Annotated in this window: 17 protein-coding genes and 1 tRNA gene; 3 read left to right on the top strand and 15 right to left on the bottom strand. The window is 66.4% G+C overall.

The features are described 5' to 3' along the window. Positions 1–78 precede the first annotated feature (78 nt). Genes JKV55_RS00605 through eda form a run of 3 tightly spaced genes read left to right on the top strand, consistent with a single transcriptional unit; the run spans position 79 to position 3175 of the window. A complete protein-coding gene (locus tag JKV55_RS00605; protein ID WP_202081808.1) occupies positions 79–1572 on the top strand; it encodes a sodium:solute symporter family protein in 1494 nt (497 codons plus the stop codon). A gap of 34 nt (positions 1573–1606) precedes the next feature. Continuing rightward, positions 1607–2521: a sugar kinase gene (locus tag JKV55_RS00600; RefSeq protein WP_202081807.1), complete on the top strand. Its 915-nt coding sequence runs from the start codon at positions 1607–1609 to the stop codon at positions 2519–2521. A gap of 9 nt (positions 2522–2530) precedes the next feature. Continuing rightward, a complete protein-coding gene (gene eda / locus JKV55_RS00595) occupies positions 2531–3175 on the top strand; it encodes a bifunctional 4-hydroxy-2-oxoglutarate aldolase/2-dehydro-3-deoxy-phosphogluconate aldolase (protein ID WP_202081806.1) in 645 nt (214 codons plus the stop codon). Between the two features lie 49 nt (positions 3176–3224). Here eda and JKV55_RS00590 read toward each other — a convergent pair whose 3' ends face one another. From JKV55_RS00590 to JKV55_RS00520, 15 genes are all read right to left on the bottom strand, one after another. Further along, on the bottom strand, positions 3225–4859 hold the full coding sequence (locus tag JKV55_RS00590) for a tetratricopeptide repeat protein (RefSeq protein WP_202081805.1): 1635 nt from the start codon (positions 4857–4859) through the stop codon (positions 3225–3227). A gap of 253 nt (positions 4860–5112) precedes the next feature. Further along, positions 5113–6060 carry a bile acid:sodium symporter gene (locus JKV55_RS00585; protein ID WP_202082003.1) on the bottom strand — a complete coding sequence of 316 codons (948 nt, stop codon included), beginning with the start codon at positions 6058–6060 and terminating at the stop codon, positions 5113–5115. Positions 6061–6103: 43 nt separating this feature from the next. After that, the gene (locus JKV55_RS00580; RefSeq protein WP_202081804.1) at positions 6104–6871 is read right to left on the bottom strand and encodes a 2-keto-4-pentenoate hydratase; all 768 of its coding nucleotides are present in this window, start codon (positions 6869–6871) and stop codon (positions 6104–6106) included. Positions 6872–6876: 5 nt separating this feature from the next. Beyond that, a complete protein-coding gene (locus JKV55_RS00575) occupies positions 6877–8301 on the bottom strand; it encodes an amidase (protein ID WP_202081803.1) in 1425 nt (474 codons plus the stop codon). Further along, positions 8280–9569 (bottom strand): TRAP transporter large permease, encoded by a 1290-nt coding sequence (locus JKV55_RS00570; protein WP_096778499.1) that lies wholly within the window; start codon positions 9567–9569, stop codon positions 8280–8282. The genes JKV55_RS00575 and JKV55_RS00570 overlap by 22 nt, the downstream gene beginning before the upstream one ends. Beyond that, positions 9566–10174, bottom strand: a complete 609-nt coding sequence (locus JKV55_RS00565; protein ID WP_094041089.1) for a TRAP transporter small permease subunit — start codon at positions 10172–10174, stop codon at positions 9566–9568. The genes JKV55_RS00570 and JKV55_RS00565 overlap by 4 nt, the downstream gene beginning before the upstream one ends. Positions 10175–10229: 55 nt before the next feature. After that, complete coding sequence (locus JKV55_RS00560) at positions 10230–11264, bottom strand: TRAP transporter substrate-binding protein (protein ID WP_096778498.1); 1035 nt, start codon at positions 11262–11264, stop codon at positions 10230–10232. Positions 11265–11338: 74 nt separating this feature from the next. Continuing rightward, a complete protein-coding gene (locus tag JKV55_RS00555; protein WP_202081802.1) occupies positions 11339–12505 on the bottom strand; it encodes a pyridoxal-phosphate-dependent aminotransferase family protein in 1167 nt (388 codons plus the stop codon). Between the two features lie 79 nt (positions 12506–12584). Further along, entirely contained in the window at positions 12585–14006 is a 1422-nt protein-coding gene (gene hydA, locus JKV55_RS00550) for a dihydropyrimidinase (protein ID WP_202081801.1), read from the bottom strand. Positions 14007–14782: 776 nt separating this feature from the next. Then, entirely contained in the window at positions 14783–15478 is a 696-nt protein-coding gene (locus JKV55_RS00545; RefSeq protein ID WP_094041097.1) for a GntR family transcriptional regulator, read from the bottom strand. A gap of 164 nt (positions 15479–15642) precedes the next feature. Continuing rightward, a complete protein-coding gene (locus tag JKV55_RS00540; RefSeq protein WP_202081800.1) occupies positions 15643–16374 on the bottom strand; it encodes a maleate cis-trans isomerase family protein in 732 nt (243 codons plus the stop codon). A 32-nt stretch (positions 16375–16406) separates the two neighbouring features. Continuing rightward, complete coding sequence (locus JKV55_RS00535; protein ID WP_202081799.1) at positions 16407–17687, bottom strand: TRAP transporter large permease; 1281 nt, start codon at positions 17685–17687, stop codon at positions 16407–16409. Continuing rightward, entirely contained in the window at positions 17684–18241 is a 558-nt protein-coding gene (locus JKV55_RS00530; RefSeq protein ID WP_202081798.1) for a TRAP transporter small permease, read from the bottom strand. Before JKV55_RS00530 ends, JKV55_RS00535 begins: the two co-directional genes overlap by 4 nt. Beyond that, complete coding sequence (locus JKV55_RS00525) at positions 18238–19248, bottom strand: TRAP transporter substrate-binding protein (RefSeq protein ID WP_202081795.1); 1011 nt, start codon at positions 19246–19248, stop codon at positions 18238–18240. The genes JKV55_RS00530 and JKV55_RS00525 overlap by 4 nt, the downstream gene beginning before the upstream one ends. A gap of 395 nt (positions 19249–19643) precedes the next feature. Beyond that, positions 19644–19720, bottom strand: a tRNA-Asp gene (locus JKV55_RS00520). Positions 19721–19750: the final 30 nt, after the last annotated feature.

The raw sequence follows: 19750 nt of genomic DNA, 5'->3' as shown, positions 1-19750 counted from the left end.
CCGGATAAAAAAGCGGCACCGACGAGCGGTGCCCAAATCAATCAAATGTTTTAGCGACGCAATTATAAAAGGTGTGTTATGGACAGTACACTGTTTCTGGGCGGCTTCATTGCCTACGTTATCTTCATGATCTGGCTGGGCTGGCGGGTTTCCCGCCGGCACCGAACCGGCACCGACTTCCTGCTCGGCGGCCGCTCCCTCCCCCTTTTCCTCACCCTGGGCACCACGGTCGCCACCATGGTGGGCACCGGCTCCAGCATGGGCGCCGTGGGCTTCGGCTATGCCAACGGCTGGGCCGGCATGCTTTACGGCATCGGCGGCGCCGTCGGCATACTGCTCACCGCCTGGTGGTTCGCCCCGGTGCGCAAGCTGCGCTTCATGACCATGAGCGAGGAGCTGTCCTACTACGTGGGCGCCAACCGGCTGGTCAAGAACCTGGTGGGGGTGCTGATCTTCGTGGCCTGCATCGGCTGGCTCGGCGCCCATATCCTGGGCGGCAGCCTGTACCTGTCCTGGGCCACGGGCATCGACATGACGGTGGCCAAGCTGTTTATCGCCCTGGCCTTCACCATCTATGTGGTGATCGGCGGCTACACCGCCGTGGTCTGGACCGACACCATTCAGGCGGTGGTGCTGTTTTTCGGCTTTATCCTGATGGCCCTGGGCGCCGTGCATTATATCGGCGGCTGGGACAACCTCCACCAGGGCCTGGATCCCGCCGTGCTGACGCCCTTCGCGGTGGACAAGCTGGGCGCGCTGCCCGCCCTGTCGCTGGCCGTGGTGGTCGGGGTGGGCGTGCTGGCCACGCCCTCCTTCCGCCAGCGCATCTATTCCGGCAAGGACGTGGGCACGGTGCGCCGTTCCTTCGTGATCTCCGGGGTGCTCTACCTGTTCTTCGCCGCCCTGCCCGCCATCATCGGCATGGCCGCCCACGTCATCGATCCGGGGCTGGACAACAACAACTTCGCCTTCCCCTTCGTGGCCGCCACCGTGTTGCCCGCCGGCCTGGCCCTGGTGGTGCTGATCGCCGGCCTGTCGGCCACCATGTCCTCCGCCAGCTCGGACGCCATCGCCGGAGTGTCGATCATGCTGCGCGATCTCTACATACTGGTGACCGGCCGCATGCCGGCGGAGGAAAAAACCATCGCCTATTCCCGCATCGCCCTGATCGCGGTGATCGGCCTGGCGCTGGCCTTTGCCCTGACCTCCAACGACATCATCACCTACATCACCCGGATGATCTCCACCGTGATGTCGGGCATGTTCGTCTGCGCCCTGCTCGGCCGCTACTGGCGGCGCTACAACTGGCAGGGAGCCATCGCCACCCTGGTCGGCGCCTCCGTCGCCGCCTTCGCGGTGATCCTCAATGCCGACTGGAACGCCTACTGGGGCAACCCCTGCATCCCCTCGGTGCTGGTGGCGGCCCTGTCCGGAACGGTGATCAGCCTGCTCACCCCGGCCAACAAGGTCAGCCCCGAGGAAGCCCTGCGCCTGCTGACCGAAGAACGGGAACAGATGGAAACCGCCGGTCTGCGCCCGGCGCCCAAGAACGGCACCACCAAGACGGCCTGATTGAAAAGGCGGCTGCGGCCGCCTGGAGACCCCTATGAACATCATCGGTTTCGGCGAATGCATGCTGGAGATTTCCGGCACGCCGCTGGCGCTGCGCTTCGGCGGCGATACCCTCAATACCTGCCTGTACCTGGCCCGGCTCGGCCCCCGCCACGGTCACCGGGTGGCCTATGCCACCGCCCTCGGCGACGACGAACTCAGCGCCGGGCTGCTCCGCGCCTGGCGGGAGGAAGGCATCGATTGCCGCTGGGTCGAGCGCCGGTCCGGGGGCACCCCCGGGCTCTACCTGGTCACCACCGGCCCCGACGGGGAGCGCCACTTCCACTACTGGCGCGCCAACAGCCCGGTGCGCGGCTACTTCGCCGGCCCGGACACCCCGCTGGAGCAGAGCCTGGCCCGGGATCACTGGGATGCCTTCTACCTGAGCGGCATCAGCCTGGCCATACTGCCACCCGCCGGCCGCGAGCGCCTGCTGGCCTGCGCCCGGCAGGCCCGGGAGCGCGGCATGGCGGTGATCTTCGACAACAACTACCGGCCCCGGCTGTGGCCGGCCGGCGAGGCCCGGCACTGGCACGACCGGCTGGCACCCCTGGTCACCCTGGCCCTGCTGACCGAAGAAGACGAGCAGGCCCTCTATCCCGCTGAAACCACCGACGCCCTGCTCGCGCGCTGGCAGGGGGCCGGCTGCCGGGAGCTGGTGCTCAAGCGGGGCGCCGCCCCCTGTCTCATCGCCCTCGATGAGGCGCGTTTTTCACAGGCCCCGGCACCGGTCGACTCGGTACTGGACACCTGCGCCGCCGGCGATTCCTTCGCCGCCGGTTACCTGGCGGCCCGCCTCGCGGGTGAAGCGCCGGCCGTCGCCGCCCGGCTGGGCCATGAAATGGCCGGCATCGTTATCCAGCATCCCGGCGCCATCGCTCCCCGGGATGCCATGTTGTCCCTGCTATAAGGAAGTCCCATGTCACAGCACAACTCACTGACCGCCACCCTGGCCCGTTTCAAGATCATCCCGGTGATCCAGATCAACAACGTCGAACAGGCGCCGGCCCTGGCCCATGCCCTGGCGGACAACGGCCTGGCCGTGGCGGAAGTGACCTTCCGCAGTGCCGGCGCCGCCGAAGCCATCCGCCGGATGAAGCAAGCCAGGCCCGAACTGCTGCTCGGCGCCGGCACCATCCTCGACGGTGGCCAGGCCGAAGCCGCCCTGGCGGCCGGCGCCGAATTCATGGTGGCGCCGGGCCTCAACCCCAGGACGGTAACGGCCTGCCGGGCGCTGGGGGTGCCCTTTATCCCCGGTATCAACAGCCCCAGCCAGATCGAGCAGGCCCTGGAGCTGGAGCTGAGCCTGCTCAAATTCTTTCCCGCCGAGGCCTCCGGCGGTGTCGGTATGGTCAAGGCCCTGCTCGCCCCCTACCAACAGATCAGCCTGATGCCCACCGGCGGTCTGACCCCGGACAACGCCGGCGACTATCTGGCGCTGCCGCGGGTGCCCTGCTGCGGCGGCACCTGGCTGACCCCGACCCAACTGGTTGACGACGGCGATATGGCCGCCATCGGCCTGCGCATCCGCCAGGCGGTGGAAAAGTTTGCCATCCGGCCCTGAACCGGGCGAGGAAGAGGGACCCGGCCCTTTGGCCGGGATCCCCCGCCGGCTAAGGCCGGCCCAGGAACTGCCTGGCCGCGTTCAGCCGCGCCGGCTCGGTATCCGCCTGGGCGGCCAGCTCGACCAGCCGCCGATAGTAGCCGGCGGCGCCCTCCCGGTCGCCGGCCAGCTCGGCGGCCCGGCCGGCGCCGTACAGGCTGTTGAAGCGGTTGGCCGAGCGCGCCAGCGCCGCTTCGTATTCGGCCCTGGCCTCGCTGTACATCTCCAGCTCCAGCAGCATGTCGCCGAACAGCTCACGGGCCGGCAACACCTCGCCCGGCGTGACCGGGTGCTTCTCGGTACCGGCTTCCAGTTCGGCGGCGGCACGCATCCGTTGCAGGCCTTCCTCCTTGTTCTCCTGCAGGAACATCAGCCAGGCCTCGGCCGCCTTTTGCTGGATGTCGACCTGCCTGGCCCAGTAAGGTGAGGTGGTCGCCGCGGCCTCCCGCAGCTCGCCCAGGCGGGCGATGGCGTCCCGCGCCAGTTGCGGTTCACCCATATGGGCGGCACCCAGGGCCCTGGCGAAGTGGCTGATGGCCTCCATGGCCGGGAATCGCTCCCAGGGAAAATCCGCCGGGGTGCGGGGCTCCAGCCTGGCGGCCTGCTCCCACTGTTGCCGTTCCAGGGCCAGCCGCGCCGGGGCCGCCGCCAGGGTATAGGCGGAGGCGGCATGGGCCTGGATGGGACCATTTATGCCGGTGATCCGCGCCAGCTCCTGCTCGGCCTTGCCGTACTCGGCGCCCTGCAGATGGGCATACACCAGGTAATCCAGGGCATGCAGATAGTGGAAGGAGACTGCGTCCCCGAACGGGTGCTTGAGGGCCGCCTCGGCCGAGGCCCGGTTCCAGCCGATGGACTCCTGCCACAGGCCGGCGCGGGTAAAGATATGGGACGGCATATGCAAGGCGTGGGGCACCTCCGGCGCCACTTCGCCGTAACGCCGCGACACCGCCAGGGCCTTTTCCGCCAGCGGCGGATAATCATAGGCATGGATGGCATAGTGGTGGGCGCCCGGATGCTGGGGGTTGTCCGCCAGTACCTGCTCCGCCAGGCGGCCGGCCTCCAGTTGGGCCCGGTAGCTCTTGTCCGCCGGATCCGCCGTGGCGATCAGCGCCAGGGCGTAAAAGCTCATGACTTCGTGCTCTTCGGGCATGGCGTCGTAGGCCTGGCGCCAGCCCTCGGCGAAGCTGGCCAGGCGGGGCCGCTCGTCCGGTTCCCACTGGTGCCGGTAGTAGGCCGCCACCGCCGCGATAAGGGCCTGCTCCAGCTCGCTGGCAGCCCCCGCCGCCCTGGCCTTGTCGATGAGCGCCGCCCCCTGCTGATAGCGCTCCCGGGAGGGCGGGTCCGACCACAGCGGATGGATGTAGCTCATGGCCTGCCCCCAATAAGCCATGGCGCAGCCGGGATCGAGCTCGGCGGCCCGGGCAAACTCGGCCTCGGCGCCTTCATAGGTCATGTGATGCAACAGTGCCATGCCCCGTTCCACCAGGGCCGCGGCCTGCGCCTGGCAGGACACGGCAAACGCGACCTTGCCGAGCTGCTCGCCGTAGTGTTCGCCCGATGCGGTCGTGCCCGCCCCAAACGCCAGGGGAACCATGCCGAACACGAGGACGAGTGCCAGGCCCAGTTTGCTGTGCTTGTTCATACCCTACCTCCTGCCTTTTTCGACGGCGCCGGCATCCGGCTCCCGTCCAAGGCCGGCTCCAACAGTGTCCGCTTTAATTATGGCGTCGGGGCCCCGGGTCCCGGGGAAATTGCTTATATCGAATCGCAGCCAATAACAGCGGGATGGAACCCTTGGATCTAACCACGAACTCCATCCCAGTCAGGTGCCGGTATCCTGCCGAATAGAACGGCATGGCTGTGACAGCGTTCCCCAACTCGGGGCAATGCCGCGCTCATAAGCCGGCCTCGCCGCCCGCCGGGACGGGCCGCGCCCGGGGAGCCAGGCGCGAGGCCAGCAGGGAGTCGGCCAGCATGTGCAGGAAGTGAAACACCATGCAGCCGACCACCGCCAGGCCGCCCGCGGCGTTCATCGCCACCAGCACGCTCACCGCCACCGGCGTGGTCTTCTGGGCGGCGGTGAACAGCAGCGCCAGCCGGGCCGGCCGGGCAAGCCCAAGCCCGGCCCCCGCCAGCAGGCACAGCCCCAGCAGGGTGCCGTGCAGCAGCAGCGACCAGGCCGCCAGCGCCAGCAGATCCGGCCAGCCCAGCTGCAGCAGCGCCTCCCGGCTGGTGGACAGGGTGATCCAGGCGGTGATCACCACGCTCAGGGTCGGCACCACCCCCATCCAGCGGCGCACCACCAGGCCGCCCAGCAGCTGGCGCAACACCAGGCCGAGCACGAAGGGCAACAACACCATGGACGACAGCTTGTGCAGCAGCGGCCAGGGCGAGAGCGCCGCGCCCTGGCCGATCAGCAGGCTCAGCATCAGCGGGATGGTGACGATGCCGAGCAGGTTCAGCCCCAGGGTCATGAACAGCGACCACTGGGCCTGGCCTCCGCTGAGCCGGGTCAGCACCACGCAGGACGAGAGCGTCGGCGGCACCACCGACACCACCAAGAGCCCCAGCGCCAGGCCGGGTGCCAGGCCGCCATGCTGGTAGATCAGCCAGCCCACCAGCGGCGACAGCAGCAGGCTGATCACCAGCGCCGCCAGGAACACCCGGCCGAAGCCGGGCTCGGGCCTGAGCTCCTGCAGCCGGCTCTGCAGGCCGTTGACCAGGAAGATCACCGCCACCAGCCAGGGCAGCGGCTGCCACTGGGCCAGCCAGAGCCCGGGGCCGGGCAGCAGCAGGGCCAGCAGTATGGCGGCGCAGAGGCCGCCGGGAAGTAACCAGGCGATGATAAACTCCTTACCCGGGCCCGGCCCGGAACGGACGCGGGACTCAGTCTATCCTGACCCTGGCCTCGCCGATGCCCGGGAAGCGGGCGCACACCTCGGCGCCGGGGCCGATAAAGCGCATCCCGGTCCAGCTGCCGGTGGTGATCAGATCCCCGGGCTCCAGCCCCTGGTTGCGCGCCACCAGGTGGTTCACCGACCAGCCCAGCAGGCTCGCCGGATCCCCCAGCGGGTGGCCGCCACGCTGCTCGGCCAGCACCTCGCCGTTCACCGTCAGCGCCAGCGGCCGTTGCGCCAGCTCAAGCCCCTGCCAGTCGGTGATGCCGCCGCCGACGATCAGCGCCCCGTTGATCTGGTTGTCCGCCAGCCGCCACAGGGCGCCGGCCTGCTGCCACTGGCGCAGCCGGGTGTCCACCAGTTCGATGGTCACGCACAGCTCGCCCAGCGCCGCCCGCACCTCGGCCTCCTCATACAAGCAGGCCCGGGGCGGCAGGGAGCGGGTCACCCGGAACGCCAGCTCCGCCTCTATGCCGATCATGTGAAAGTCATCCCCGCTCAGGCGGGCGCCGCTGGCGTGGACCCGCCGGGGCGGGATGGGCGCGCTGTAGGGCTCGCTGTCCTTGTTGGGCGCCCCCACCTTCCAGCAGCGGGTGCGCTGCCCCGGCCACAGCGCCCGCGCCACCCCGTCCTGGACGGCATAGGCCTGGGCCACCGTTTGCGGCCCCACCGCCTCCGCCGGGGTGTCGAACTGCTCACCGCCCCGGTAGGCGGCCAGCACCAATGCCACCGCCTGTTGCATCTCCTGTTGTTCCATTCTGGTCATCCTGTCGTGGTCTGCTCCGCCAGGGCCGGCCAGCGCCAGCCCCGCCCGTTTGCTCGTTCATAGTCCGCCGCCAGTTGCAGCAGCTGCGCGTCCTGGCCGAAAGCGCCCACCAGCTGGAAGCCGATGGGCAGGCCGCCCGCCGAGGGCGGCGCCGGCAGGTTGATGGCCGGGTGCCCGCAGGCGTTGACCCAGCCGGTGTAGATGGCGTGGCCCCGCGGCCCCACCGCCTGGCCGGCGATCTCCGGCGGATAAGGCTCTGTCGCCGGCCAGGGCAGCGCCGCCGCCGAGGGGGTGATGATGATGTCCACCGCCTCGAAGGCCCGGCTCACCCGCTCCCGGAAACGGCGGATGCCCTCCCAACCGCCCAGGTAGTCCGCCGCCGGCAGCTGCCGTCCCTGCGCGGCCAGGGCCCGGAAGCGCTCGGCGGCCACCGGCTCGGCTTGTGGCAGGGCGGCGAAGATGGCCGCCACCGCCGCCGCTCCCATCATCGGCCAGAAGCGGTCCACCGCCGCCAGGCCGAAGGGCAGCGCGCCCCGGGTCACCCGGTGGCCCAGCCCTTCCAGCACCGCCACCGCCCGCTCGACGCTCTCCGCTATCTCCGGATCCAGCGGCTGTTCGCCGAAGCGCGGCACGTAAAGGATCCGCAGCGGCCCGGCGCTGGCCGCCGGGCGGGCCCACAGGGAGCCCTGATCCCGCCGGTCGGGGCCTGCGATAACGCGGTACAGCGCCTCGGCGTCCGCAGCGGTGCGCGCCAGCGGGCCCACCACCTCGAAGTCCAGCATCACCTGGGGCAGGCTGCCGGCCCGGGCCACGGCGCCGATGGAGGGCTTGAGCCCCACCAGGCCGGTGTGGGACGCCGGCCGGCGGATGGAGCCGCCGCCGTCGGTGCCCAGCGCCAGCGGGCAGAGCCCCGCCGCCACCGCCGCCACCGCGCCCCCGCTGGAGCCGCCCGGGGTCAGCGCCGGGTTCCAGGGATTGCGGGTCACCCCGAACAGGGCGTTGTCGGTATAGCCCTCCAGGGTGAACTCGGGCACGTTGGTCTTGCCCAGGATCACCAGCCCCGCCGCCCGGCAGCGGGCCACCGCCAGTTCGTCCTCCTCGGCAATCCGACCCGCCAGCGCCCGGTTGCCCCAGGTGGTGGCCAGGCCCTCGACGTTGAGGTGGTCCTTGACCGTGAGCGGCACCCCGTCGAGCGGGCTGAGGGGGGTGCCCTCGGCCCAGCGTGCGGTGGCGGCGGCGGCGTCCTCCCTGGCGGCCGGGTTTATCGTGATCAGGGCATTGAGTTTCGGGTTAAGCCGGCCGATGCGTTCGCCCAGCGCCTCGACCACCGCCAGCGGGGTCAGGGTGCCGGCGGCGTAGGCCGCCGCCAGCTCCAGGGCGCCCAGGCGCCAGCTCTGGGTTACATCATGTTGGGCAGCCATAGGGCGATCTCCGGGAACATCATCAGGCTCAGGGTGAACAACATCATGATCAGGATAAAGGGCACCACTCCCCACATCACGTCGCTGATGTTGCCGCCGTCCTTGCGCACGCTCTGCACCACGAACAGGTTCATGCCCACCGGCGGGGTGATCAGCGCCAGCTCGCACATCAGTACCACGAACACCCCGTACCAGATGGGATCCACGCCCAGGGCGGTGACGATGGGATAGGTGATGGGAATGGTCAGCACCTGCATCGACAGCACGTCCATGAACATGCCGAGCGCCAGGTAGAACAGGATCAGCAACAGCAGCAGGCCGGTGACGCTGAGCCCGAAGGAGGTGACCCAGGCGGTCAGCTCATCCACCACCCCGGTGAGGCTGATGGTCAGGTTGAGCACGAAGGCGGCGGTGATGATCAGCAGTATCATGCCGGTGATGCGCGCGGTCTGCACGAAGCACTCCTGCAGGAAGGCGAGCGACAGCCGGCCCGAGCGCCAGGCGAAGTAGAGCGCCGTCATCACCCCCAGGGCGGCGGACTCGGTGGCGGTGGCCAGGCCGGTGTAGATGCTGCCCATGACGATGCCGAACACCACCGCCGGCGGGATCAGGTGGCGCGAGAGCCTGAGCTTCTCGGCCAGGGGCAGCCGCTCCTCCCGCATGCTGTCCCGGCCCATGTTGGCGAAGCCGATATAGACCATGAACAGCAGGCTGAGCAGCACGCCCGGGATCAGCCCCGCCATAAACAGCTTGCCGATGGAGTTGTTGGTGAGCGAGCCGTAGATCAGCATGTTGACGCTGGGCGGGATCAGTATGCCCAGGGTGCCACCGGCGGCCAGGCTGCCGAGCGACTGACGCATGGAGTAGTTGCGCTCCTTCAGCGAAGGCAGGGCCACGGTGCCGATGGTGGCGGCGGTGGCCACCGAGGAGCCGGAGGTGGCGGCGAACAGGGCGCAGGAGCCGATGTTGGTGTGCAGCAAGCCCCCGGGCAGCCGGCCCAGCCAGGCGGCCATGGCCAGGAACATCTTGTCGGCGATGCCGCTGCGCAGCAGCAGTTCGCCGAGCAGGATGAACAACGGGATGGCGGTGAGCAGGGCCTCGTTGTGCACGCTCCACACCACGGCGCCGATGGAATCCATAAAGGTCCAGTCGAATACCATGATGCCGCCGATCACCCCGATCAGGGCCATGGCCACGGCGATGGGCAGGCCCAGCAGCAGCATGCCGAGCATGGCGAAAAAGCCGATAAAGACGGTGGTGACGCTCATTTCGCTCCCTCCCCGGCCAGTGCCGGTGTCATGCCGTCGTTGGCCTGTTGCTGGCGTTGGGCGAAGTCCTCCAGCTCGGCCTTGAGCTCTTCACTCACGCCCTTGGGATTGAACTCCCGGTTGAGCGCCGCCAGGTCGCCCCTGGCCAGCAGCCAGCTGGCGCGCAGGCCGTACCCCAGGGCCACCAGGGCAAACACCGAAAGCCCCGCCAGCCACACCCCCTGGGGGTAGATCAGCGGCGTGGCCCAAGGGGTCTGGGAAGTGCTGCCGTAGTCCAGGGTCTCGCGTACCACGTTCAGGCAGACCCAGGCCATGAACAGCCCCAGGCCGGTCATAAACAGGGCCGACAGCCAGTTGAGCAGGCCCTGCAGCCTCGCCGGCAGCCGTTCGTGGAAGATGTCGATGCGCATGTGCGCCCGCCCGAACAGGGCGATGGTAAAGGCCAGGGTGGCGCCCACCGCCAGCGCATAGCCACTGAGTTCGTCCACCCCCTGCAGCGACACCTTGAAGAACTTGCGCAGCAGGGTTTCTACCGCGATCAACATCGACAGCAGCAGAAACATGCCGCCGAAGGCCAGACTGGCCAGTTGCTCGATTCGCTTCATTTCAACCTCTCCTTGTTGCCGGTCGCGGGCGGCTACCGCCGCCCGCGACCTGAGCTTACAGCCCGGCGATACCGGCCAGATCCCGCTGCCAGTTGGCGGAGCAGTCGGGGTTGGCCTTGTCGCACTGCTCGGCCCAGGTGGGGTAGGACACCTTCTGTACCGTGCTGGCCAGGATGGCCAGATCCGCCTCGCTCACCGGCACGTCCACCAGCTTGTACTTGGTGCCGGTGGTGCAGGGCTCGGCACCCACGTTGCAGCGGCTGGCATCCAGGAACAGCTCTTCCGAATAGCTCCAGATGTCCTCGCTCAGCTCGTCGAAGGCCGCCTGCAGCCGCTGCTGCTGCTCCGGGGTCAGCTTGTTCCAGGTCTTGAGGTTGATGCCGTAGCCGTTCAGCGCCAGCTGGAAGCCGAGCGGCAGCATATGGGTGGTGACTTCCGGCCAGCCGGCGGAGTTGGCGGAACTGGGGCCGGTGATGGCGCATTCGATCATGCCGAGCGCCAGGCTCTGGTGCACGTCGCCGAAGGCCACCGGCACCGGCACCCCGCCCACCGATTCCACGAACTGGGCCAGGTTCTGGTCATAGACCCGCACCTTGAGCCCCTTGACGTCCGCCAGGCTGTTGATGGGGTGCTTGCAGAACAGCACCTGGGGCCCGAAGGGCCAGACCGCCAGCAGCTTGGTGTTGAACCGCTCCTGCAGGCGCTGGTCCACCGTGTCCTGGTAGGCTTCCACTACCCGCCGGCCCTGCTGGAAGTCCGGGTTAAGGCCCACCAGATCCAGGCCGAGGATGGTCGGCTCGTCCCGGGACACCTGGGACATGCGCAATGAAATCAGGTCGAACAGGCCGGATTTCAGCACCCGCAGCTGCTCCACGTCCTTGATGCCGGTGGTGTCCAGCGGCTTGTAGTTGATGCTGAGCGGCAGCCCGGTCTTTTCCGCCAGGGTCTCGAAGAAGGGTTGCTCCTTGTTCTTCTGGATCAGGCCGGTGGCCAGGGGCTGGCCGATCACCTTGAGGTTGATGGTTTCGGCCAGGGCCGGGGTGCCGGCCAGGGTGGTGCCGAGCAGGGTGGCTAACAGTAACTTTCTCATCGTGAGGTACTCCTTCCTTGAACATGCGGATTGCATCCGGGGTGGCCCGCCCGGGGCGGACCACCGAAACGGGCTCAGCGGTCGGCGAGGAAACGCATGGCTTCCTGCACGCCGCCGGGCTGGTGCGGCACGCCGGCACAGGCCAGCCCCATCTCCACCCCGGCCAGGGTGCCGAGCAGGGTGAGATCGTTGATGGCGCCCAGGTGGCCGATGCGGAACACCCGGCCCTTGAGCTTGCCGAGGCCGGCGCCGAGCGACATGTCGAACCGCTCCAGGATCAGCCGGCGCAGCCGGTCGGCGTCGTGGCCTTCGGGCAGCAGCACCGTGGTCAGCACCGGGCTGTGCTCAGCCGGGTTGAGGCACAGCACCTCCAGGCCCCAGGCCTGCACCGCCCGGCGGGTGGCCTCGGCATGGCGCTGGTGGCGGGCGAAGACGTGGTCCAGCCCCTCCACCTCCAACATGTGGATGGCTTCCTTCAGGCCGTACAGCAGGTTGGTGGCCGGAGTGTAGGGGAAGTAGCCGGTGGCGTTGCTGGCCAGCATGGCGCCCCAGTCCCAGTAGGACCTGGGCAGCCGGGCCTGTTTGGCGCGCGCCAGGGCCTTGTCGCTCAGGGCGTTGAAGCTGATGCCCGGCGGCAGCATCAGGCCCTTCTGGGAGCCGGAGACGGTAACGTCCACCCCCCACTCGTCGTGGCGGTAATCCGCCGAGGCCAGGCCGGAGATGGTGTCCACCATGAACAGCGCCGGATGGCCGGTGTCGTCGATGGCCCGGCGAATGTCGCCGATGCGGCTGGTCACCCCGGTGGAGGTTTCGTTGTGCACCACGCACACCGCCTGGATCTGGTGGCCGTCGTCCCGGCGCAGGCGCTCGGCGATGGCCTGCGGATCGGCGCCGTGTCGCCAGTCGCCGGGGATGAACTCCACCTCCAGCCCGAGCTTGCTGGCCAGCTCGTGCCAGAGGGTGGCAAACTGGCCGGTTTCGCACATCAGCACCCGGTCGCCGGGGCTCAGGGTGTTGACCAGCGCCGCCTCCCAGGCCCCGGTGCCGGAGGCGGGATAGATCACCACCGGGCTCTCGGTCTTGAAGATGCGCTTGATGCCCGCCAGCACCGCCTGGCCCAGATCGGCGAACTCGGGCCCCCGGTGGTCGATCACCGGGTTGTCCATGGCGCGCAGTATCCGGTCCGGTACCGGCGAGGGCCCGGGGATCTGCAGAAAGTGACGCCCGCTCTTGTATGACATGTCTCGCTCCTTGAACTGCCTTGATGATGGAGGCAAAGCCTCCGGTAAGGGCCCGCGGGCCCGAAAACAACCTTGTCGCCTATCCCCTGACCTTGGGCTTGGCCATCTCCGGCTTGCCGCAGGGCAGGAAGCGGCCCTGGCCGGCCTGGCCCAGCACCTTGCCGTCCCGCCACACCACCCTGCCCCGGCTCAGGGTCAGCACCGGCCAGCCGGTGACGGTGCGGCCCTCGTAGGGGGTGTAATCCACGTCGTGGTGCAGCAGCTCGTTGCGGATGGTGACCTGCCGGTTCGGATCCCAGAGCGCGATGTCCGCGTCCGCGCCCACCGCTATGCTGCCCTTGCGCGGATAGAGGCCATACAGCTTGGCCGGGTTGGTGGCGGTCAGCTCCACGAAGCGGTTGAGGCTGATGCGGCCCTTGTTCACCCCTTCCGAGAACAGCAGCGGCAACCGGGTTTCCAGCCCGGGGATGCCGTTGGGGATGTAGGGAAAGGCGACCTCCTCGCCGTTCGGCTTCTTGCCCTGGGGATCGTCGTAGCGAAAGGGCGCGTGATCCGAGGAGAAGATGGTGAACAGGCCGTCTTCCAGCCCGTCCCAGATCACCTGCTGGTTAGCCTGATCCCGGGGCGGCGGGCTGCACACGCATTTGGCGCCCTCGTAGCCGTCCAGCCCCAGATCCTCGGCGGTGAGGAACAGGTACTGGGGGCAGGTTTCCGCATAGATGCTGATGCCGTGGCTGCGCGCCCAGCGGATCTGCTCCACCGCCTCGGCACCGGACACGTGCACGATCAGGATGGGCACGTCCACCAGCTCGGACAGGGCGATGGCCCTGTGGGTAGCCTCCCGCTCCACCAGCATGGGCCGGGCGGCGGCATGGAAGCGCGGCGCCCTGTGGCCGGCATCCAGCAGGCGCCGGGTCAGCCAGCTGATGCAGTCGGCGTTTTCCGCATGGATCATCGCCATGGCGCCCTCGGCCCGGGCCACCGCCAGCACGTCCAGGATCTGGCCGTCGTTGAGCTTGAGGTCGTCGTAGGTCATGTAGATCTTGAACGAGGTGCAGCCCTGGCGGATCAGTTCCGGCAGTTCTTCCTTCAGCACCGTCTCGGTGGGGTCGCTCACGATCAGGTGAAAGGCGTAGTCGATCACCGCCTTGCCTTCGGCCCGGCGATGGTAGTCTGCCACCGCCGCCTTCAGCGACTGGCCCTTTTCCTGGGCGGCGAAGGGCATCACCGTGGTGGTGCCGCCACAGGCGGCGGAGCGGGTGCCGGTGAAAAAGTCGTCCGCCATGCGCAGGCCGTCCGGCATCGGCTGGTCCAGATGGCAGTGGCCGTCGACCCCGCCCGGCAGCACCAGCAGGCCGCTGGCGTCCAGCTCTTCCCGCCCCGGCGCCAGGTTCAGGCCCATGGCCACGATGCGGCCGTCGCGGATCCCCAGATCACAGTCGGTGATGTCGGCCGCGGTGGCGATGCGGCCATTGCGGATCACCAGATCAAACTCGGACATGACTCCTTCCTCCCTGTCGGTGTATTGCTGCATGAATCTTTAATTCATAATTATGTATACGTAATTAATCATCCATGTGCACCGTATTCAAATCCCGGGAGAGGTTAATGTGAAGAAGATCTCAAAATGTAAAAATTAAGTTAAATTTGGTGATAAAACGGCAGGGCTGGCATAACGGCCAATGGGATCAAAAGGAGATGAAGGAGGGAAAGACGCCGGCGTGTGCAGATTGACACCTCGCTGGTGGAGCGCTGGCGGGCCGCCCGCGCCCCAAAAAACATCATGCTGCTCAACTTTTAAACTGATCGGTGCGCTAGCACCACCATCAGGCATCGTCGGGGCTGGAAAGAGGCAACAGGGACGGCCTCCGCCGACCGTCACCTGCCAGGGGGCGTGAAGCGCCTTGCACCGCCGCCAGCATCGCGAAGCGATGATACGGCGGTTTCCGCAACATCCGGCAGGTGCGAGCGTACAGGGGGCGAGCTTGCTCGCCGCGACGAGCTGTTTCGGCCTGACCGAACATCCAGTGAATGTTCGCAGCAGGCCGAAACAGCGAGTGTCATATTTTGCGGCGTGTCGGTGGAGGTGGCCCTGTTGCCTCTTATCTGCGTCAAGTCAGACAGCCGGACTTGTGACCAAGAAGTCAGGCTGTCGGCCTCTTCTCTTTGCCAACATTCAAACTGATCGCTATTCCAGGGGCGACGGCAGGTGAGGCAGTGTGGGAGAAGGGGAAAAACGGGATGCTCAGGGCCTGGCCACAGACCCTGTCGCGGTGCTCAACCGAGCCGTTGCTGCTTGTCTTCCAGCTCCCTGACCAGCAGATCGCCGGTATGCATCACATGCTCGGCCAGGATACGGCCGGCCCGCTCGCCGTCCCGCGCCTGCAGTGCCTCCAGCAGGGCCCGGTGCTCGGTCACCGATTCTTCCCAGCGGTGATGAAAGCCGATGGCCAGGTAGCGGCCACGGCTAACCCGGTTCATCAGCTGGTGGTGCAGCTGGGTCAGGGTCTCGTTGCCGGCCAGCTCGATGATCAGCCGGTGGATATGCTGGTTGATCTCGAAATACTGGTGCTTGTCCTGCTCCTGGTGGTATTGCTCCAGCTTGTCCTGCAGTTGCCCCAGCCGGGTCAGCTCCGCTTCGGTCGCCCGCTGGGCGGCCAGCTCGGCGGCCCGGCGCTCCAGGGAACAGATCACTTCAAAATGTTCGCGGATTTCCTCGGGGGTAATGGTTGACACCCGGGCGCCCCGGTTCGGCTCTATGGTGACCATGCCTTCCGAGTTGAGCACCTTCAGCGCCTCCCGCAGGGGTGTGCGGGAAATGTCCAGCTGCTTGCACAGCGCCGGCTCGTTGATGCGCTCCCCTTCCTTGAGCTCGCCCTCGATGATCATGGTGCGGACGCAATCGGCCACCTCTTCGTGCAGCGAACGACGACGCAGAGAGTTTCTCCCCAGGGTATTGATTGCTGTAGCCATCATCGTGCTCCTGTTGTTATTGCTTTGTAGGCCGCTTACCTTAATCTGTTGCCGGTAAAAGCGATACGTCCGGACCCCGCAAGGGTGATCCCGGTCTTGTTCGCCCCGGCCTGCCAGCGTGAAAGCCCCGGACCGGCCGGGGCTCTGCATTACATAATATATAATTATGGCTTAAGTGAAAATAAATTGCCCCAATTTTTGACCTGGGCGGGATCCCGATCGGCCAGCAGCATGCCCTTCCACACCCCGGTGGACACGGTGTCGTAGATGGGAATGCCCAGCTCCTGCTCCAGATCCGCCGCCACCCGGGCCCCACGCAAATTGGTACAGAAGACGGTGATGGCGTCGCATTGCTGTTCGCGGGCCACGGCGCGGATCATCTCCGCTATGGTGGCTTCGCTCACCTCCGAGAAGGAGAAGTTGCCCCTGTCGTTGAGGTGGCGTTCGGCCACACACTCGTAGCCGGCGGCGGCATAGGTGTTGATCACCTTTTGCTGCACCTCGTGCAGATAGGGGGTGACCAGACCGAAGCGCTTGACCCCGGTGATGTCGAACAGCTCGTTCAGCGCCAGCACCGAGGTGGTGGCCGGAATACCGGTGGCCTCGGTAATGGCCCGACACAGGATCTCATCGTCCTGGAATCCCCGCCAGCCGGAAGAGGTTCCGCTCCAGGTAATGGACTGCACCCGGGCATCCGCCAGCAGCCGGGAGGCCTGCAGGAAGGGCTCGTTGTCGAACTGGCTCAGGGCCTGGTCGGTGAGCGAGATCTCGGTCACCTTGAGCCGGCCGAAATGGGCGCTGACGCCGTTCACGCCGTGCAGTATGTCGGCGGTGACCGGCTCCAGGGTGGTATTGGAAGAAGGGGTCAGCACACCCAATAAAGTACGATCAGTCATCACTTGCTCCTTGTAGTCATCACAGTAAGTCATCAATAACCCAGGGCGCGCGGCAGGGCCGTCACTATCCCGGGGAAAATCCAGCACAACACCAGCACCAGGTACTGCAGGGCAATAAAGGGCCAGACGTAGCGCAGCAGCTGGGACATGGGGATCTTGGCGATACCGCACATCACGAACAGCAATACCCCGACCGGTGGCGTCATCATGCCAATCACCAGGTTGAACACGAACAGGAACCCGAAGTAGAGCGGGTCTATGCCGTAGGCCAGGGCGATGGGGGCGAACAGCGGCACCAGCATGATGTATGCTGCGTTCGACTCCAGGAACATGCCCACCACCAGCAGCATGGCCATCACCAGCGCCAGGAACAGATGGGGATTGTCGGTCAGCGCCTGGATGAATGCCGACAGCCGCAGCGGGATCAGGTCGATGGTGAACAGGAAGGTCAGCGGCGTGGCGAAGGCGATCAGGGCGCCTACCACGGCCGAGGTCAGTGCCGCCCGGAACATGCAGCCCGGCAGATCGGCCCAGGCCAGCTTGCGGGTCACCCACTTGCCGATGACAAAGGCGTAGATCACCGCTATGGCCGCGCCTTCGGTAGCGGTGAAAACACCGCCGACGATGCCGCCGATCACCACCACCGGCATCAGCATGATGGCCCCTGCCCGCCGGGTTTGCAGCAGCAGGTTCTTCAGGCTGAAGGGCTCGCCGGTGGGTGCATAGCCCTTGCGGTGCGCAATCCAGCTCGACAGCGCCATCATGCCCACCACCAGCAGGATGCCGGGCACCACGCCGGCCATGAACAGGCCGCCCACCGACACCGAGGAGCCGGCCATCAGGGCGTAGACGATCATCGCCGCACTGGGGGGAATGATGGGCCCCAGGTTGGAGGCGGACGCCACCACCGCCGAGCCGAAGCCCGCGTCGTAATGCTTTTTCATCGCCGGCATCATGGTGGTGCCCAAGGCACTGGCGCCCGCCACGGCGGCACCGGTCACCGAGGCCAGGCCCAGCCCGGACAGCAGGGTGACATGGGCCAGCCCGCCCTTGACCCGGCCGACGAAGGCGTTGGCGAAGTCGATGGTGCGCTGCATCACCTGGCCGCCGACCATCAGCTCGCCCGCCAGCATGAACAGCGGTATCGCCATCAGCGGAAAGGAGTTGACCGCGTGCATCATCCGCTGGGGCATGACCGACAGCTCGATGCCGCTGTAGGCCAGGCCGCCGAGGGCCGCCAGCCCGAGGGCGAAGGCGAGCGGCATGCCCAGCAACGCCAGGATCAGGAAGGTGATAATCGCCAGGGTGGTCATGAGGCGTCCTCCTCATCGGCCCAGACACGGGTGCCCTGCCAGGCCATAAACAGCAAATGCAGCAGGGCATGGCCGCAGCTCAGCATCACCGGCACGTAGAATACCGCCGCGCTCACCGGCACCGTCGGCATCAGCTCGTCCCAGCCCTCGATGGCCACCAGCACCGACTGGTAGCAGACTACCACCATCAGCACGCCGCTGACCGCCAGCATCAGCCGGGCCAGCCCTTCCTGCAGCCGGGCCGGCAGCCGGTTGGTGATCACGTCGATGCCCACGTGGACACCCTGCTTCAGGCCATGGGGAATGGCGAGGAACACCGCCCACACGAAGGCCAGGCGGGACATTTCATCGGCCCAGTCGATGGACTCGGACAAGACATAGCGACAGAACACCTGAGCCGACACCAGCAGCACCATGATGGCCATGCTGGTGCAGATGGCGTAACGGGACAGCCCGTCCAGTCCCAGCAGGCCGCGGCGTAGGGCCGCGGCCGGCGAAGGCAGGGGCGAAGGCCCGCTCAGCATGCCGGCCTGCTCGGAATGACCGGATTTCATGACTTGGCATCCTCCAGCACCGCATCGACCAGTTCATCACCCAGGCGCGCTTTCAGCTCCTCGATGATGCCGGCGGTCTGCTGCTGCATCTGTTGGTAGAGCTCGGGGCTTACCTGGTTCAGTTGCATGCCGGCGGCCACCAGCTGCTCCCGGGACAGCAGATCCTCTTCCGCCGCTTTTTCCCGCTGCCACTGCACCGCCTTGGCCATGGCGTCACGCATCAGCTGCTGCTCTTCGGCGGAGAGCTTGTCGAAACGCTTCTTGTTGGCCACCACCACGATAAAGTCGAAGAAGTGGCCGGTGTCGGTCAGGTACTGCTGCACTTCCTGGTAATTGTTCTTGCGGATAATACTGAAGGGGTTTTCCTGGCCGTCGATCACCTTCTGCTGCAGGGCGGAATAGACTTCGTTGATGCCCATGGAGGTCGGGCTGGCGCCCAGGGCACGGAAGGTCTTGAGGTGGGTCTCGTTCGGTTGCAGGCGGATCTTGAGGCCGGCGAAATCATCGATGGAGTCGATGGGCCTGACGCTGTTGGTAACATGACGCGGACCCAGTTCCATAAAGCCCAGGGCGACAAACCCCTTGTCCGCCAGCTTGTCGTTGAGCAGCTCGCCGACCCGGCCGTCGATCACCCTGAACGCGGTTTCCCTGTCCTTGAACACGAAGGGCAGGCTGACCGCTTCCAGCTCGGGCACGGTACGGGACAGGAAGGAAACCCCGATCCAGGTCATGCTCAAGACCCCCGATCGCACCTGATCCACGTTTTCGGAAGCACCGCCCAACTGCATGGCCGGAAACAGTTGTACCTTGATATCGCCCTCGGTGGCCGTTTCCACTTCCTGCTTGAACACTTCCATCGCCAGGCTGCTGGAGTGATCGGCCGCGAAGTTGCCCGCCACCCTCAGGGTCTCGGCCCCCGCCGTCCCCGCAAACAGGCCGGCACCCAGCATTACCGTTAACAAACTCTTTTTAAAGTTGTGACCAAAAGAGTGTACATTGCTATCCATCGCCTTCTCCTCGGGTTTGATGTCGCCTTCAACATCATTATGAATTCATAATTATATATACATTCCATTAACAGTATTGGCAATCTCAAAATCTCGCCAGAAGCTGACCAAAAAGACCAAAATAAGCACAAGATATTGAATTTAAATGAGATAACAGAAAAAAGCAGAAGGCGGGCTGTTAATAAAGTGTGATCAAGATCGCCAGGGCAGCGACACCGAAGATCCGGTGCAACCGAAAACAAAAAAGCCCTGACCAAATAGTCAGGGCTTTGAAGTGATGGCGCAGTGGCAAAGACATCGCCTTTGAAGCGAAGGCGCAGCGCGCCGACATCATCCAGCCGTCCGGCGTAGCCAATACGAAAAAACCCCAGCATCTCTGCTGGGGTTTTGAGTGATGGCGGAGCGGACGGGGCTCGAACCCGCGACCCCCGGCGTGACAGGCCGGTATTCTAACCAACTGAACTACCGCTCCGCAAAAGCGTCTTAGTCAGTAACTAATTGG

The organism is Zobellella iuensis, from assembly GCF_016746085.1.
Lineage (GTDB): Bacteria > Pseudomonadota > Gammaproteobacteria > Enterobacterales > Aeromonadaceae > Oceanimonas > Oceanimonas iuensis.
The sequence above is the reverse complement of the archived record's forward strand: the minus strand, read 5'-3'. Positions and strand labels throughout refer to the sequence as shown.

What these genes read in the sequence shown, in the direction of transcription:
- hydA (WP_202081801.1), bottom strand. Translation starts at nt 14,006, where the DNA reads ATGTCCGAGTTTGATCTGGTGATCCGCAATGGCCGCATCGCCACCGCG.
- eda (WP_202081806.1), top strand. Translation starts at nt 2,531, where the DNA reads ATGTCACAGCACAACTCACTGACCGCCACCCTGGCCCGTTTCAAGATC.
- JKV55_RS00555 (WP_202081802.1), bottom strand. Translation starts at nt 12,505, where the DNA reads ATGTCATACAAGAGCGGGCGTCACTTTCTGCAGATCCCCGGGCCCTCG.
- JKV55_RS00525 (WP_202081795.1), bottom strand. Translation starts at nt 19,248, where the DNA reads ATGGATAGCAATGTACACTCTTTTGGTCACAACTTTAAAAAGAGTTTG.
- JKV55_RS00530 (WP_202081798.1), bottom strand. Translation starts at nt 18,241, where the DNA reads ATGAAATCCGGTCATTCCGAGCAGGCCGGCATGCTGAGCGGGCCTTCG.
- JKV55_RS00545 (WP_094041097.1), bottom strand. Translation starts at nt 15,478, where the DNA reads ATGGCTACAGCAATCAATACCCTGGGGAGAAACTCTCTGCGTCGTCGT.
- JKV55_RS00600 (WP_202081807.1), top strand. Translation starts at nt 1,607, where the DNA reads ATGAACATCATCGGTTTCGGCGAATGCATGCTGGAGATTTCCGGCACG.
- JKV55_RS00605 (WP_202081808.1), top strand. Translation starts at nt 79, where the DNA reads ATGGACAGTACACTGTTTCTGGGCGGCTTCATTGCCTACGTTATCTTC.
- JKV55_RS00580 (WP_202081804.1), bottom strand. Translation starts at nt 6,871, where the DNA reads ATGGAACAACAGGAGATGCAACAGGCGGTGGCATTGGTGCTGGCCGCC.
- JKV55_RS00565 (WP_094041089.1), bottom strand. Translation starts at nt 10,174, where the DNA reads ATGAAGCGAATCGAGCAACTGGCCAGTCTGGCCTTCGGCGGCATGTTT.
- JKV55_RS00575 (WP_202081803.1), bottom strand. Translation starts at nt 8,301, where the DNA reads ATGGCTGCCCAACATGATGTAACCCAGAGCTGGCGCCTGGGCGCCCTG.
- JKV55_RS00590 (WP_202081805.1), bottom strand. Translation starts at nt 4,859, where the DNA reads ATGAACAAGCACAGCAAACTGGGCCTGGCACTCGTCCTCGTGTTCGGC.
- JKV55_RS00560 (WP_096778498.1), bottom strand. Translation starts at nt 11,264, where the DNA reads ATGAGAAAGTTACTGTTAGCCACCCTGCTCGGCACCACCCTGGCCGGC.
- JKV55_RS00570 (WP_096778499.1), bottom strand. Translation starts at nt 9,569, where the DNA reads ATGAGCGTCACCACCGTCTTTATCGGCTTTTTCGCCATGCTCGGCATG.
- JKV55_RS00540 (WP_202081800.1), bottom strand. Translation starts at nt 16,374, where the DNA reads ATGACTGATCGTACTTTATTGGGTGTGCTGACCCCTTCTTCCAATACC.
- JKV55_RS00535 (WP_202081799.1), bottom strand. Translation starts at nt 17,687, where the DNA reads ATGACCACCCTGGCGATTATCACCTTCCTGATCCTGGCGTTGCTGGGC.